Consider the following 15,399-nt stretch of genomic DNA (forward strand, 5'->3'; position numbering starts at 1 on the left):
CCAGGGGTTTCCCAGGACGTATACGGGAATGTCAGTGGCGTGGTGTGCAATGGATCTCGTGCCCGCACTGGAAGAACCGTTGAAGAAGGTGCTCGGCCCCGCCACCGCGAAGGTGATGGCCGAGCATCTCGGCCTGCACTCCGTGGGCGACCTCCTGCACCACTACCCGCGCCGGTACGAGGAGCGGGGGCAGCTGACCCACCTCGCCGACCTCCCCCTCGACGAGCACGTCACCGTGGTCGCCCAGGTCGCCGACGCCCGGCTGCACAGCTTCGCCTCCGCCAAGGCACCGCGCGGCAAGGGCCAGCGTCTCGAGGTCACCATCACGGACGGCAGCGGCCGCCTCCAACTGGTCTTCTTCGGCAGCGGTGTCCACAAGCCCCACAAGGAACTCCTGCCGGGCACCCGCGCGATGTTCGCCGGCAAGGTCTCCCTCTTCAACCGCCGCCTCCAACTGGCGCATCCCGCCTACGAGTTGCTGCGCGGCGCCGACGACGAGGCGGCGGAGTCGGTGGAGACCTGGGCGGGCGCCCTGATCCCCATCTACCCCGCCACCGCCAAGCTGGAGTCCTGGAAGATCGGCAAGGCGATCCAGACGGTCCTGCCGAGTGCGCAGGAGGCGCTCGACCCCCTCCCGGCGTCCCTGCGCGAGGGCCGGGGCCTGGTCACCCTGCCCGAAGCCCTCCTCAAGATCCACCGCCCGCACACCAAGGCCGACATCGCCGACGCCCAGGCCCGCCTCAAGTGGGACGAGGCCTTCGTCCTCCAGGTGGCCCTGGCCCGCCGCCGCCACGCGGACGCCCAACTCCCCGCGGTCCCGCGGAAACCGGCCCCCGACGGCCTCCTCGCCGCCTTCGACGACCGCCTCCCCTTCACCCTCACCGAAGGCCAGCAGAAGGTCTCCAAGGAGATCTTCGACGACCTGGCAACTGACCATCCGATGCACCGCCTGCTCCAGGGCGAGGTCGGATCCGGAAAGACAATGGTGGCCCTCCGCGCCATGCTCGCCGTCGTCGACGCGGGTGGGCAGGCCGCCATGCTCGCGCCCACCGAGGTGCTCGCCCAGCAGCATCACCGTTCGATCGTCGAGATGATGGGGGAACTGGCCGAGGGCGGCATGCTGGGCGGGGCCGAGCATGCCACCAAGGTCGTGCTGCTCACCGGTTCGATGGGGACGGCCGCGCGCCGGCAGGCGATGCTGGACCTGGTCACCGGCGAGGCGGGCATCGTGATCGGCACGCACGCGCTGATCGAGGACAAGGTGCAGTTCGAGGACCTGGGCCTGGTCGTGGTCGACGAGCAGCACCGCTTCGGGGTCGAACAGCGGGACGCCCTGCGCGGCAAGGGCAAGCAACCGCCCCATCTCCTCGTCATGACGGCCACCCCCATTCCGCGCACCGTCGCGATGACGGTCTTCGGCGACCTGGAGACCTCCGTCCTGGACCAGCTCCCGGCCGGCCGTTCCCCGATCGCCAGCCATGTCGTCCCCGCCGCCGACAAGCCCCATTTCCTCAGCCGCGCCTGGGAGCGGGTCCGCGAGGAGGTGGAGAACGGCCACCAGGCCTACGTCGTCTGCCCCCGCATCGGCGACGAGGAGGACGACCCGAAGAAGTCCGGCCGGAAGAAGTCCCCCGAGGACGAGGCGGAGAAGCGCCCGCCGCTCGCGGTCCTGGAGGTGGCGGACCAGCTGACCAAGGGCCCGCTCAGCGGGCTCAGGGTCGAGGTCCTGCACGGCCGGATGCACCCCGACGACAAGGACGCGGTCATGCGCCGCTTCGCCGCCGGGGAGACCCACGTCCTGGTCGCCACCACGGTCATCGAGGTCGGCGTCAACGTCCCGAACGCCACCGCCATGGTCATCATGGACGCCGACCGCTTCGGCGTCTCCCAGCTCCACCAGCTGCGCGGCCGGGTCGGCCGCGGCTCCGCGGCGGGCCTGTGCCTGCTGGTCACGGAGATGCCGGAGGCGAGCCCCGCCCGCCAGCGCCTGAACGCGGTCGCGTCCACCCTGGACGGCTTCGAACTCTCCCGCATCGACCTGGAACAGCGCAGGGAGGGCGACGTCCTGGGCCAGGCCCAGTCCGGCGCCCGGACCTCCCTGCGCGTCCTCGCCGTGATCGAGGACGAGGAGATCATCGCGGAGGCGAGGGAGGAGGCGACGGCGGTCGTGGAGGCCGACCCGGAGCTGAAGGGCCTGCCCGGCCTGCGCACGGCCCTGGACGCGCTGTTGGACGAGGAGAGGGAGCAGTACCTGGAGAAGGGCTGAGAAACTGACCCCGTAACCACTCCCCGAACAAGGACCGAAGATGACCCGCGTGATCGCCGGCCGGGCCGGCGGACGCCGACTCGCAGTCCCGCCGGGCAACGGCACCCGCCCCACCTCCGACCGCGCCAGAGAAGGGCTCCTCTCCACCTGGCAGTCCCTCCTGGGCGGCCCCCTGGACGGCGAGCGGGTCCTCGACCTGTACGCGGGCTCGGGCGCGGTGGGTCTGGAGGCCCTCTCCCGCGGCGCGAGCCACACCCTCCTGGTCGAGGCCGACGCGCGCGCCGCCCGCACGATCCGGGAGAACGTCAAAAGCCTCGGTCTGCCCGGTGCCGAGGTGCGCGCGGGCAAAGCGGAACAGATCATCCAGCAACCGGCGCCGGCGCAGCCGTACGACATCGTCTTCCTCGATCCGCCCTACCGCGTCACGGATCACGATCTTCGGGAGATTCTCCTCACACTCCGGGCGGAACACTGGCTAGCGCCTCAGGCCCTGGTCACCGTGGAGCGCAGTACCAGAGGAGGCGAATTCGCCTGGCCGCCCGGTTTCGAGGCGGTCAAGGCCCGTCGCTACGGCGAGGGAACGTTTTGGTACGGTCGCGCCGCCATGGGCGACAACGCCTCTACGTGCGAAGACGCACGATGACCGGACCGGAGAGCGAGGGATCTCAAGTGCGCCGCGCCGTCTGTCCCGGGTCGTTCGACCCGATCACCAACGGACATCTCGACATCATCTCCCGCGCCTCCAGGCTGTACGACGAGGTCTATGTCGCGGTGATGATCAACAAGTCCAAGAAGGGCCTCTTCGAGATCGACGAGCGGATCGACCTGATCCGCGAGGTCACCGCCGAGTACGGCAACGTGATCGTCGAGGCGTTCCACGGCCTCCTCGTCGACTACTGCAAGGAGCGCGACATCCCGGCCATCGTCAAGGGCCTGCGCGCGGTCAGCGACTTCGACTACGAACTCCAGATGGCCCAGATGAACAACGGCCTCAGCGGTGTCGAGACCCTCTTCGTGCCGACCAACCCCACCTACAGCTTCCTGTCCTCCTCGCTCGTCAAGGAGGTCGCGACCTGGGGCGGAGACGTCTCCCACCTGGTACCCCCGAGGGTCCTGGAAGCGCTGAACGAGCGCCTCCGCAAAGGCTGATGGGGCTACAGTCGTCCCGTCCGTCTCCAACACAGCTGTAGAGAGTGGCGAGCCCAGGTGGACGTGCAGAAGAAGCTCGACGAGATCGTGACCACGGTCTCCGGCGCCCGGTCGATGCCCATGTCGGCCTCGGTGATGGTCAACCGCGCCGAACTGCTCGCGCTGCTGGAGGAGCTGCGCCAGGCCCTGCCGGGTTCCCTCGCGCAGGCCCAGGAGCTGATCGGCGACCGCGAGCAGCTGGTCGAGCAGGCCCGCCAGGAGGCCGAGCGGATCATCGGGCAGGCACATCAGGAGCGCGGCTCGCTGATCTCCGACACCGAGGTGGCCCGCCGCTCGCAGGCCGAGGCCGACCGGATCCTGGACGAGGCCCGCCGGGAGGCCGAGGAGGTCCGCGCCGAGGCCGACGACTACGTCGACTCCAAGCTCGCCAACTTCGAGGTCGTCCTCACCAAGACCCTCGGCTCGGTGGGCCGCGGCCGCGAGAAGCTCCTCGGCACGGGTCCCGGCCTCGACGAGAACGGCTACGAGGACGAGGACGCCCCCGAGCGCAGCCACGACCCCGAGACCCTGCGCAAGGACGCCGACACCTACGTCGACGCCAAGCTCGGGGCCTTCGAGGCGGTCCTGGCCAAGACCCTGGAGGCGGTCGGCCGGGGCCGGCAGAAACTGCACGGCCGTATCGCCACGGACGACCTCGGCGCCCTCGCCGACGACCTGTCCACGGTCCAGCACTCCAGCGACGCCGACTACCTGGCCGACCTCGCCGCCCTCGCCGAGCGGGACAGCCAGGCGGCGGCCCAGGCGGCAGGCGCCGCCGCCGAGCAGCAGGAGTACGCCCAGCAGGCGGCGTACGGCTACCAGCAGCAGACCGACGCCTACGCGGGCTACCAGCAGCAGCCCGACCCGTACGCCCAGCAGGACCCGTACGGCTACCAGCAGGCCGACCCGTACGCCGCCGGCTACCAGGGGTACGACCAGCAGCAGGCCTACGACCCGAACCAGGTCCAGCAGGCCCACCAGGCTCAGCAGGCCCACCAGTCCTACGCCCTGGACGAGACCAGCCTCTTCGACACCGGCATGATCACGCCGGAGCAGCTGAGGGCCTACGAGCAGGGTCGCGGCCAGTGACGGACCGGTAGGAGAGCACCGGATTGGGCCGTGAGCGAAAGGTCCAGTATCCTGGCTCTTCGGTCGCGTGTACGTCCGCGATCAACGCTGCCCGGGAACACCGAAGGGCGGCGTCCCTCTGAGCTCGAAGATCGAAAGCAGGAATGGCTCCCAACGCGCGCCTCGACCACCGCAACCCTCTCGTGTTCGACACACACGAGCTGGGGCGGCGTCCTGGCGCGCTCCAGCGCCTGACCCGTGAGATCGACGCCCCCAAGGATCTCGGGATCCAGGGAGTGATCGGAGTGCCGGAAGGCGCCCCGGTCGAGCTCGAACTCCGCCTGGAGTCGGTCATGGAAGGGGTGCTTGTCACAGGCACCGCCCGTGCACAGGCCAAGGGGGAGTGCGTAAGGTGTCTGGAGCCGCTGGAGCTTGCGCTCGAAGCGGACTTCCAGGAGATGTTCTCGTACCCTGACGCCGACGACCGTGGCCGCGTAAAGGCGGAACCGGCCGACGACGCCGAGGAAGACGAGGACAGGCTCTTCATCGAGGACGGCCTGTTCGACCTCGAACCCGTGCTGCGTGATGCGGTGGTGCTCGCACTGCCGATGCAGCCGGTGTGCCAGGACGACTGTCTGGGTCTGTGCTCCGAGTGCGGAGCACGGCTCACGGACGACCCGGACCACCACCATGACGCCGTCGACATCCGTTGGGCGGCATTGCAGGGACTCGCCGGTTCACTCGAAGACGGCGAGAAGGACGAGATGAGCGGCGCTGACGCGGAAGCGGGCGTCGACGAGAAGCAGGAGAAGTAGCCGTGGCTGTTCCGAAGCGGAAGATGTCGCGCAGCAACACGCGCCACCGCCGGTCGCAGTGGAAGGCTGCGGTCCCCACCCTGGTTGCGTGCGAGCGCTGCCACGAGCCCAAGCTGCAGCACATCGCGTGCCCCGCTTGTGGCACCTACAACAAGCGCCAGGTCCTCGAGGTCTGAGCGGCTGGTGAGAGGCACTGTGTCCACTCCGAAGAAGAACTCGGGCGACAACCAGGCCTCGTCCCACACGCTGTTGGAAGGGCGGCTCGGGTACAAGCTCGAGTCCGCCCTTCTGGTGCGTGCGCTGACCCACAGGTCCTACGCGTACGAGAACGGCGGTCTGCCGACCAACGAGCGTCTGGAGTTCCTCGGGGACTCCGTGCTGGGGCTCGTGGTCACGGACACGCTGTACACCACCCACCCCGACCTGCCCGAAGGCCAGCTGGCCAAGTTGCGGGCCGCGGTGGTCAACTCGCGTGCGCTGGCCGAGGTCGGCCGTGGGCTCGACCTGGGTTCCTTCATCCGGCTCGGCCGTGGTGAAGAAGGCACGGGCGGCCGGGACAAGGCGTCCATCCTCGCCGACACCCTGGAAGCGGTGATCGGCGCTGTCTATCTCGACCAGGGTCTCGATGCGGCGAGCGAGCTCGTCCACCGGCTTTTCGACCCGTTGATCGAGAAGTCCTCCAACCTCGGTGCCGGCCTGGACTGGAAGACCAGTCTCCAGGAGCTCACCGCGACCGAAGGACTCGGTGTGCCCGAGTACCTGGTCACGGAGACCGGCCCCGACCACGAGAAGACCTTCACTGCTGCCGCCCGCGTCGGAGGCGTCTCGTACGGCACCGGCACCGGCCGCAGCAAGAAGGAGGCGGAGCAGCAGGCCGCGGAGTCCGCCTGGAGGTCCATCCGGGCCGCCGCGGACGAGCGCGCCAAGGCGGCGGCAGCGAAGGCTGTCGAAGTCATCGAAGCGGCAGAAGCCTCCGAGGACGACGAGGGTCCGTCGTCCGTCTCCGCCTGACGCCTGGAAACAGCGCGTCCGGAAGTACAGCGCAGTCGAGCGCCTGTCCCGGTACACCGGGGCGGGCGCTCGGCTCATACACCGGTCCGTGACGGGGGAGCCCCATGCCCGAGTTGCCCGAGGTCGAGGTCGTACGGCGCGGTCTCGAGCGGTGGGTCGCCCACCGCACGGTCGCCGAGGCCGAGGTGCTGCACCCGCGTGCGGTACGGCGTCACCTGGCCGGCGCGGACGACTTCGCGCACCGCCTCAAGGGGCACCGTGTGGGCACCCCGAGTCGTCGCGGCAAGTACCTGTGGCTGCCGCTGGAGGACACCGACCAGTCGGTCCTGGCGCACCTCGGCATGAGCGGTCAGCTGCTGGTGCAGCCGCATGCCGCGCCCGACGAGAAGCACCTCAGGATCCGCGTCAGGTTCGCCGACGAGGTCGACACCGAACTGCGCTTCGTGGACCAACGCACCTTCGGCGGGCTGTCGTTGCACGACAACACCCCCGACGGGCTGCCCGACGTCATCGCGCACATCGCCCGCGACCCCCTCGACCCGCTCTTCGACGACGAGGCCTTCCACCAGGCCCTGCGCCGCAAGCGCTCCACCATCAAACGCGCCCTGCTGGACCAGTCGTTGATCAGCGGGGTCGGCAACATCTATGCGGACGAGGCGCTTTGGCGCTCCCGCATCCACTACGAGCGCCCGACCGCCGGTTTCACGCGCCCGCGCACGGCCGAACTCCTCGGCCATGTGCGGGAGGTGATGACCGCGGCCCTGGACGTCGGCGGCACCAGCTTCGACAGCCTGTACGTCAACGTGAACGGGGAGTCCGGGTACTTCGACCGGTCCCTCGACGCGTACGGCCGTGAGGGGCTGCCCTGCAAGCGGTGCGGTACGCCGATGCGCCGACGGCCCTGGATGAACCGGTCCAGCTACTTCTGCCCGAGCTGTCAGCGGGCGCCGCGCGTCACGTCGTAGCGCTCCCGGGCGGCCAGGACGTCGTCCATGCGGCCCTCCACGAAGTGGATGAGGCCCAGGAGGCGCTCGGCGACCTCGTGGCCGAGCGGGGTCAGTTCGTAGTCGACCCGGGGCGGGTTGGTCGGCTGGGCCTCGCGGTGCACCAGGCCGTCGCGCTCCAGGGACTGGAGGGTCTGGGAGAGCATCTTCTCGCTCACGCCGTCGACCCGGCGGCGCAGCTCGTTGAAGCGCAGCGAGCCCTCGTACAGGGCGCCGAGCGTGAGCGCGCCCCAGCGGCCCGTCACATGCTCCAGGGTGCCGCGCGAGGGACAGGCCTTGGCGAACACGTCGTACGGGAGCTGCGGCTCCACGGGCTGCTGCGTGGTGTCCATGTCGCCAGCGTACAGCGCTAACCCACGGGTGGCACTAACCAATAGTTAGTGCCACCTGGGAGCGGGATTCCGTCAGTAGCCGAAGTCCTGGGTCCACCAGGGGCCGCCGGCCCCGAACTGGACGCCGACGCCGAGCGTCTTGAAGTCGCAGTTCAGGATGTTGGCCCGGTGGCCCGGGCTGTTCATCCAGGCTTCCATGACCCCCGCCGGGTCGGACTGGCCCCGGGCTATGTTCTCGCCGCCGAGGTTGGTGATCCCGGCCAGCGAGGCCCGGTCCCACGGCGAGGCGCCGCTCGGGTCGGTGTGGTCGAAGAAGCCCTGGGCGGCCATGGCCTTGCTGAAGTCCTCGGCCAGGCCGGCCAGCGCGCTGTTGGCGGAGACCGGGCTGCACCCGACCTTGGCCCGCTCGACGTTCACGAGCTGGAGGACCTCGGCGGCGGCAGCGGCCTCCGTGGAGACCTCCACCGGCGCGGTGGTCTCCTTCTTGGCCGGCTCCCGCTCCTTCTGGCTGGGAGTCTCCTTCGGCTTCTTGCTGGGCGTGGCCTGCGGCTTCTCCGTCGGCTTCTCGGTCGGCGCGGCCGTCGAGGTGGACGGGGCGGGCGCGGGGGAGGGGGAGCGCCGGGCGTCACGGCTCGTGGAGCTGCCGTCCTCGCGGCCCTCGGCGGCGCCGCCGGAGGTGCCGCCCTGCTCGGCGGGCGTGTTCGTCGGCGAGCCGGCCGCCTGCACATCGCCGCCGGTCTTGGTGCTGCCGCCGATCTTGTAGTTGTCCAGGCCGGGCACGACCCCGGTGGCGACGGCGACGGTGCCGATCGCGACGGCCGCGGAGACCCCGAGCAGACCGGTCTTGACCGGCGTCACGAGGCTCTTCTTGCGCCGGCGGCGCGAGCGGCCGGGCCGGGAGCCGTCGGCGGGCGTGTAGTCCTCGCCCCGGTACAGCGCGTACTCCTCCTCGGACGCGAACAGGTAGGCGTCACTGCGCGCGTAGGGGTCGGGCTCGTTGTGGCTCGAGTAAGCGGTCGTGCTCGCCGAGGCGAAGTTGTACGAGTCCTGCGGGTCGAAGCCGCTCCGGTGGGAGCTGTACGTCTCTGTGACCCCCGTGGCGCGGCCCGTGGCGGCGCGGCCGGCGGCGGAGCGTCGGTGGCGTCCCATGTCCTTGCCTTCCTCGTCTGTTCTTGAGGTCGACACGTCCCCCCGGTCAACCAAGTCACAAAACCCACACGATCGAGTGAGTTTCGTATGAGATTCATTGGCTGCGGACAGTACCGCATGGCGCCAGGGGAGGGTGTGTCCGGAGAGACATTGGCCGGTTAGGTTGCACCCATGAGCGAGGATGTACGACTGGTTGCCTGGGTGCGCGGACGCGTCCAAGGTGTGGGTTTCCGCTGGTTCACGCGGGCCAAGGCTCTCGAGATCGGCAGCCTGAGTGGTTTTGCTCTCAATTTGGACGACGGACGCGTCCAAGTGGTCGCGGAGGGGCCCCGCGCGGGCTGCCAAGGGCTCCTGGACTGGCTCCTGGGTGACGACACGCCCGGTCGCGTGGACGGCGTCACCGAGATCTGGGACACACCTCGCGGGGGTTACGACGGCTTCGCCATCCGATGAGCCGTTTCTGTGGAACGGCCCCGGTGGAGGCGCAGGGATGTGTCGTTGGCACCTGCCCGCAGCGGAAAGGTGCTGGTGGTTGCCAAGAAGCGCCCGCCGTGGCAGGCTCCGCACCTAAGATTGATCGCCACGCCCCGGGGGTCCCGAGCGTGCCGCCGCGCCGCCGTTCCAGGCCGCGCCGGACCGGGTTGCCCGCCAATACGGGGCGTGATCGTGTTGACCGTCAAACTTTTTGGTGAGACGCTGAAAGCACCCCGCGCACCTTAGCTGTTTGGCATGGTTGAACGGCAGCATGAACTCAAAAGTGTCAAGCACCGCGGGTGCGAATCCCTCACGACCCACACCGCTTCGGTCGGTCACTCAGTGTGGAGGACCATCCATCATGGCAAAGGCGCTTCTCGGTTACGTCGGCGGCTCCGACCCTCGACTCCTCGCCGAGATGCGACGGCTCCAGCAGCGCGTCCAGGACCTGGAATCCGAGCTCGTACGGATCCAGGCCGAGAACGACGCGCTCGCGGCTGCCGCTTCTCACGACAGGATCATGGAGAGCATCGACGCACACCAGGCGGAGCCTGCGCTCACCTGATCGCTGCATTGCTCCACGACAGCTCACGCAGTGGTCGAGCGGCTCGTACCAACCGCTAAGTTGTCAGAGTTTGCAAGGGACGCTTCGGCGTCCCTTCTTTCTTTCCCCCGCGCATCCTTTCACCCTCTTAACGTTTGGTGTGCCCTGCATGTTCAACGGTGAAACCGCGGGGGAGAGCGCGTTCATGGAGTGAGACACCCCCGGAAGGTAGAGTCCAGCGGCGTGCACCTCAAGGCCCTGACCCTCCGGGGGTTCAAGTCGTTCGCCTCGGCGACCACGCTCCGGTTCGAGCCGGGGATCACCTGTGTCGTGGGGCCCAACGGCTCGGGCAAGTCCAATGTCGTCGACGCCCTCAGCTGGGTCATGGGCGAACAGGGCGCCAAGTCGCTGCGCGGCGGCAAGATGGAGGACGTCATCTTCGCCGGCACCACCGGGCGCCCGCCGCTCGGCCGCGCCGAGGTGTCCCTGACCATCGACAACTCCGACGGGGCGCTGCCCATCGAGTACGCCGAGGTCACCATCACGCGGATCATGTTCCGCAACGGCGGCAGCGAGTACCAGATCAACGGCGACACCTGCCGTCTCCTCGACATCCAGGACCTCCTCTCCGACTCCGGCATCGGCCGCGAGATGCACGTCATCGTCGGCCAGGGCCAGCTCGACTCCGTCCTGCACGCCGACCCCACCGGCCGCCGCGCCTTCATCGAGGAGGCCGCCGGTGTCCTCAAGCACCGCAAGCGCAAGGAGAAGGCACTCCGCAAGCTGGACGCGATGCAGGCCAACCTCGCGCGCGTGCAGGACCTCACGGATGAGCTGCGCCGCCAGCTGAAGCCGCTGGGACGGCAGGCGGCGGTGGCCCGGCGGGCGGCCGTCATCCAGGCGGACCTCCGGGACGCCCGTCTGCGGCTGCTCGCCGACGATCTCGTACGGCTGCGGCAGGCGCTCAGGACCGAGGTCGCGGACGAGGCCGCGCTCAAGGAGCGCAAGGAGGCCGCCGAGCAGGAGCTGAAGAAGGCCCTCCAGCGCGAGGCACTCCTGGAGGACGAGGTCCGCCAGCTCACGCCCCGGCTCCAGCGGGCCCAGCAGACCTGGTACGAGCTCTCCCAGCTCGCCGAGCGGGTCCGCGGCACGATCTCGCTGGCCGACGCGCGCGTGAAGAGCGCGACCTCGGCGCCTCCCGAGGAGCGCCGGGGGCGGGACCCCGAGGACATGGAGCGCGAGGCCGCGCGGATCCGGGAACAGGAGGCCGAGCTGGAGGCGGCCCTGGAAGCGGCCGAGCACGCGCTGGAGGACACGGTCGCGCACCGCTCCGAACTGGAGCGCGAGCTCGTGCAGGAGGAGCGGCGGCTCAAGGACGTGGCCCGGGCCATCGCCGACCGCCGTGAGGGCCTCGCCCGTCTCAACGGCCAGGTCAACGCGGCCCGTTCGCGCGCCGCCTCCGCCCAGGCCGAGATCGACCGCCTGGCCGCGGCGAGGGACGAGGCCCAGGAGCGGGCGTTCGCCGCGCAGGAGGAGTACGAGGCGCTCAAGGCGGAGGTGGACGGCCTCGACGCGGGCGACGCGGAGCTGGCGGAACAGCATGACGAGGCCAAGCGCCGGCTCGCCGAGGCCGAGTCCGCCCTGACGGCCGCCCGCGAGGCGGCCACGGCGGCGGAACGCAGACGCGCGGCGACGCAGGCCCGCCATGAGGCGCTGGCGATGGGGCTGCGGAGGAAGGACGGCACGGGCGCACTGCTCGGAGCGAAGGACCGTCTCACCGGCCTGCTGGGTCCGGCCGCCGAACTTCTGACGGTGACGCCGGGCCACGAGGTGGCGTTGGCCGCCGCGTTCGGGGCAGCCGCAGACGCCCTCGCGGTGACCTCCCCGTCGGCGGCGGCAGAAGCGATCCGCCTGCTGCGGAAACAGGACGCGGGACGGGCGTCGCTTCTCTTGGCGGGCGCTCCGGAGAGCGCTTTCAGGGGCGCGGGGCTGCATCAATCTGCGGCTCCGCCGCGGGGCGCGACCAGCCACGACGGACCCGCGGACGCCACCCATCAGCACGCGGCGGATCTGGTCCGCGCCCCCTCCGATCTCCTGCCCGCCGTAAGGCGCCTCCTGCACGGCATCGTCGTCGTCGGCACCCTCGAAGACGCCGAAGACCTCGTCTACGCCAACCCCCACCTCACCGCCGTCACCGCCGAAGGCGACCTCCTCGGCGCCCACTTCGCCCACGGCGGCTCAGCCGGCGCCCCCAGCCTCCTCGAAGTACAGGCCTCCGTCGACGAAGCCGCGGCGGAACTCGAAGAGCTGGCGATCCGCTGCGAGGAGCTCACCGAGGCCCAGCACACGGCCGTGGAGAACCGAAGGGCATGCGCCGCCCGTGTGGAGGAGCTGGGGGAGCGGCGCCGGGCCGCGGACCGGGAGAAGTCGGCCGTGGCCCAGCAGCTCGGCCGGCTCGCCGGCCAGGCGAAGGGCGCCGCGGGTGAGGCCGAGCGGTCCACCGCAGCGGCCGCCCGTGCGCAGGAGTCCCTGGAGAGGGCCCTCGAAGAGGTCGAGGAACTCGCCGAGAGGCTCGCCGTCGCCGAGGAGATGCCGGTCGAGGAGGAGCCCGACACCTCGGTGCGGGACCGTCTCGCCGCCGACGGCGCCAACGCCCGCCAGACCGAGATGGAGGCCCGCCTCCAGGTCCGTACCCACGAGGAACGCGTCAAGGGACTCGCGGGGCGGGCCGACTCCCTGGACCGTGCCGCCCGCGCGGAGCGCGACGCACGCGCGCGTGCCGAACAGCGCAGGGCCCGGCTGCGGCACGAGGCCGCCGTCGCCGAAGCCGTCGCCTCCGGCGCCCGGCAGCTGCTCGCGCATGTCGAGGTGTCCCTCGCGCGCGCGGGCGAGGAGCGGACCGCCGCCGACGCCGCCAAGGCGCTCAGGGAGCAGGAGTTGACCGCCGCCCGCACCGCGGGCCGGGACCTGAAGGCCGAGCTCGACAAGCTCACCGACTCGGTGCACCGGGGCGAGGTGCTCGGTGCCGAGAAGCGGATGCGGATCGAGCAGCTGGAGACCAAGGCGCTGGAGGAGCTGGGCGTCGAGCCTGCGGGCCTTGTCGAGGAGTACGGCCCGCACCAGCTGGTGCCGCCCTCCCTGCCCGCCGAGGGCGAGGAGCTGCCGGAGGACCCCGAGCACCCGCGCAACCGGCCGAGGCAGTTCCACCGGGCCGAGCAGGAGAAGCGGCTCAAGGCGGCCGAGCGGGCCTACCAGCAGCTCGGCAAGGTCAATCCGCTCGCGCTGGAGGAGTTCGCGGCCCTGGAGGAGCGGCACCAGTTCCTCAGCGAGCAGCTGGAGGACCTGAGGAAGACCCGTGCCGACCTCCTTCAGGTGGTCAAGGAGGTCGACGAGCGCGTCGAGCAGGTCTTCACCGAGGCCTACCGGGACACCGCCCGGGAGTTCGAGGGCGTCTTCAGCCGGCTCTTCCCGGGCGGCGAGGGGCGGCTGATCCTGACCGATCCCGACAACATGCTCACCACCGGCGTGGACGTCGAGGCGCGGCCGCCGGGCAAGAAGGTCAAACGGCTCAGCCTGCTGTCCGGTGGCGAACGGTCCCTCACCGCCGTAGCGTTGCTGGTGTCGATCTTCAAGGCGCGGCCGAGCCCGTTCTACGTCATGGACGAGGTCGAGGCCGCGCTCGACGACACCAATCTCCAGCGCCTGATCCGGATCATGCAGGAGCTCCAGGAGGCCTCGCAGCTCATCGTGATCACGCACCAGAAGCGGACGATGGAGGTCGCCGACGCGCTGTACGGCGTCTCCATGCAGGGCGACGGGGTGTCGAAGGTGATCAGCCAGCGACTGCGCTAGCCCCCTCGGGTACCCCGTTTCCATTCGTTCATTCCTTGAACTCAACATCCTCACCAGTGCCTGTTTTCTCACACGTCTCCAGCTGTTGTTTTCGGAACTTGAAGACATAGGGTCGTCGTCGTTGTTCTTGCTGTCAGGCAGCGTTGCCGATGGCCTTAGGAGTTGAACGTGACCAGCACAGCGCAGGCGCAGAAGTCAGGAGCCGGAGCGGCTCATCCCGATCATCTCGGGCACGTCATCTTCATCGCGGCGGCGGCCGCGATGGGCGGTTTCCTCTTCGGCTACGACAGCTCCGTGATCAACGGCGCGGTCGAGGCCATCCGGGACCGCTACGACATCGGTTCCGCGGCCCTGGCGCAGGTCATCGCCATCGCCCTGATCGGCTGTGCGATCGGCGCGGCGACCGCCGGACGCATCGCGGACCGCATCGGCCGTATCCGCTGCATGCAGATCTCCGCCGCGCTGTTCACGGTCAGCGCCGTCGGCTCGGCACTGCCCTTCGCGCTGTACGACCTGGCGTTCTGGCGGATCGTCGGCGGTTTCGCCATCGGCATGGCCTCGGTCATCGGCCCCGCCTACATCGCCGAGGTCGCCCCGCCGGCCTACCGCGGCCGTCTCGGTTCCTTTCAGCAGGCCGCGATCGTCGTCGGCATCGCCATCTCGCAGCTGGTCAACTGGGGTCTGCTCAACGCCGCCGGTGGCGACCAGCGCGGCAAGCTGATGGGTCTCGAGGCCTGGCAGGTCATGCTCGGCGTCATGGTGATCCCGGCCGTCCTCTACGGTCTGCTCTCCTTCGCGATCCCGGAGTCCCCGCGGTTCCTGATCTCCGTCGGCAAGCACGAGCGTGCCCGGGAGATCCTCACCGAGGTCGAGGGCGACAACGTCGACCTGGACGCCCGGGTCTCCGAGATCGAGCACGCGATGAAGAGCGAGCACAAGTCGAGCTTCAAGGACCTGCTCGGCGGCTCCTTCTTCTTCAAGCCGATCGTCTGGGTCGGTATCGGCCTGTCGGTCTTCCAGCAGTTCGTCGGCATCAACGTCGCGTTCTACTACTCCTCGACGCTGTGGCAGTCGGTCGGTGTCGATCCGACGGACTCGTTCTTCTACTCCTTCACGACGTCGATCATCAACATCGTCGGCACCGTGATCGCCATGATCTTCGTGGACCGCGTCGGCCGCCGGCCGCTCGCCCTGATCGGCTCCGTCGGCATGGTGATCGGTCTGGCGCTCGAGGCCTGGGCGTTCTCCTTCGACCTCGTCGACGGCAAGCTGCCGGCCGCGCAGGGCTGGACCGCGCTGATCGCCGCCCATGTGTTCGTCCTCTTCTTCGCCCTGTCCTGGGGTGTCGTCGTCTGGGTCTTCCTCGGCGAGATGTTCCCGAACCGGATCCGCGCCGCGGCCCTGGGCGTCGCCGCGTCCGCGCAGTGGATCGCCAACTGGGCCATCACCGCGAGCTTCCCGTCGCTGGCCGACTGGAACCTCTCCGCGACCTACGTGATCTACACGGTCTTCGCCGCGCTCTCCATCCCGTTCGTCCTCAAGTACGTCAAGGAGACGAAGGGCAAGAAGCTGGAGGAGATGGGCTGACGGCCCACCACGAGCCCGGGGGGAGGGGCCACCACCCCGCTGCCCCTCTTCCCGAACCTCCCGCCGCCCCCGACCGGACAACCGTCCGGCCCGGGGGCGGCGGAGTCGT

General features: G+C 69.8%; 14 protein-coding genes. 12 read left to right on the top strand and 2 right to left on the bottom strand.

The features are described from left to right. Positions 1-49 precede the first annotated feature (49 nt). The 8 genes from recG to mutM all read left to right on the top strand — a co-directional run bounded on the left by recG (position 50) and on the right by mutM (position 7,313). Positions 50-2,266 carry an ATP-dependent DNA helicase RecG gene (recG, locus tag H295_RS0128320; RefSeq protein WP_020138730.1) on the top strand — a complete coding sequence of 739 codons (2,217 nt, stop codon included), beginning with the start codon at positions 50-52 and terminating at the stop codon, positions 2,264-2,266. 40 nt (positions 2,267-2,306) lie between these two features. Further along, on the top strand, positions 2,307-2,909 hold the full coding sequence (rsmD, locus tag H295_RS0128325; RefSeq protein ID WP_020138731.1) for a 16S rRNA (guanine(966)-N(2))-methyltransferase RsmD: 603 nt from the start codon (positions 2,307-2,309) through the stop codon (positions 2,907-2,909). Positions 2,910-2,935: 26 nt separating this feature from the next. Then, positions 2,936-3,415: a pantetheine-phosphate adenylyltransferase gene (gene coaD / locus H295_RS0128330; protein ID WP_020138732.1), complete on the top strand. Its 480-nt coding sequence runs from the start codon at positions 2,936-2,938 to the stop codon at positions 3,413-3,415. A gap of 57 nt (positions 3,416-3,472) precedes the next feature. Then, positions 3,473-4,543, top strand: a complete 1,071-nt coding sequence (locus H295_RS0128335) for an ATP synthase F0 subunit B (RefSeq protein ID WP_020138733.1) — start codon at positions 3,473-3,475, stop codon at positions 4,541-4,543. A 143-nt stretch (positions 4,544-4,686) separates the two neighbouring features. Beyond that, on the top strand, positions 4,687-5,337 hold the full coding sequence (locus H295_RS0128340; RefSeq protein ID WP_020138734.1) for a YceD family protein: 651 nt from the start codon (positions 4,687-4,689) through the stop codon (positions 5,335-5,337). 2 nt (positions 5,338-5,339) lie between these two features. Continuing rightward, positions 5,340-5,513, top strand: a complete 174-nt coding sequence (gene rpmF, locus H295_RS0128345) for a 50S ribosomal protein L32 (RefSeq protein WP_006139588.1) — start codon at positions 5,340-5,342, stop codon at positions 5,511-5,513. A 19-nt stretch (positions 5,514-5,532) separates the two neighbouring features. Continuing rightward, a complete protein-coding gene (gene rnc, locus H295_RS0128350; RefSeq protein WP_020138735.1) occupies positions 5,533-6,348 on the top strand; it encodes a ribonuclease III in 816 nt (271 codons plus the stop codon). Between the two features lie 104 nt (positions 6,349-6,452). Next, the gene (gene mutM / locus H295_RS0128355) at positions 6,453-7,313 is read left to right on the top strand and encodes a bifunctional DNA-formamidopyrimidine glycosylase/DNA-(apurinic or apyrimidinic site) lyase (RefSeq protein WP_020138736.1); all 861 of its coding nucleotides are present in this window, start codon (positions 6,453-6,455) and stop codon (positions 7,311-7,313) included. On the opposite strand, the gene H295_RS0128360 is transcribed toward mutM, so the two are convergent. Together H295_RS0128360 and H295_RS0128365 are read right to left on the bottom strand one after the other, a co-directional pair. Beyond that, positions 7,286-7,684, bottom strand: a complete 399-nt coding sequence (locus H295_RS0128360; RefSeq protein WP_020138737.1) for a winged helix-turn-helix transcriptional regulator — start codon at positions 7,682-7,684, stop codon at positions 7,286-7,288. The genes mutM and H295_RS0128360 overlap by 28 nt on opposite strands. Positions 7,685-7,756: 72 nt before the next feature. After that, a complete protein-coding gene (locus H295_RS0128365) occupies positions 7,757-8,833 on the bottom strand; it encodes a CAP domain-containing protein (protein WP_020138738.1) in 1,077 nt (358 codons plus the stop codon). A 171-nt stretch (positions 8,834-9,004) separates the two neighbouring features. On the opposite strand from H295_RS0128365, the gene H295_RS0128370 reads away from it, so the two are divergent. From H295_RS0128370 to H295_RS0128385, 4 genes are all read left to right on the top strand, one after another. Beyond that, a complete protein-coding gene (locus H295_RS0128370) occupies positions 9,005-9,286 on the top strand; it encodes an acylphosphatase (protein WP_028809831.1) in 282 nt (93 codons plus the stop codon). Positions 9,287-9,668: 382 nt separating this feature from the next. Then, complete coding sequence (locus H295_RS0128375; protein ID WP_016432419.1) at positions 9,669-9,872, top strand: hypothetical protein; 204 nt, start codon at positions 9,669-9,671, stop codon at positions 9,870-9,872. 222 nt (positions 9,873-10,094) lie between these two features. Further along, positions 10,095-13,703, top strand: a complete 3,609-nt coding sequence (gene smc / locus H295_RS0128380) for a chromosome segregation protein SMC (RefSeq protein ID WP_020138740.1) — start codon at positions 10,095-10,097, stop codon at positions 13,701-13,703. A 168-nt stretch (positions 13,704-13,871) separates the two neighbouring features. Further along, positions 13,872-15,290: a sugar porter family MFS transporter gene (locus tag H295_RS0128385; protein WP_020138741.1), complete on the top strand. Its 1,419-nt coding sequence runs from the start codon at positions 13,872-13,874 to the stop codon at positions 15,288-15,290. Positions 15,291-15,399: the final 109 nt, after the last annotated feature.

This window comes from Streptomyces sp. 351MFTsu5.1 (assembly GCF_000383655.1).
In the GTDB taxonomy this organism is placed as follows: Bacteria; Actinomycetota; Actinomycetes; order Streptomycetales; family Streptomycetaceae; genus Streptomyces; species Streptomyces griseorubiginosus.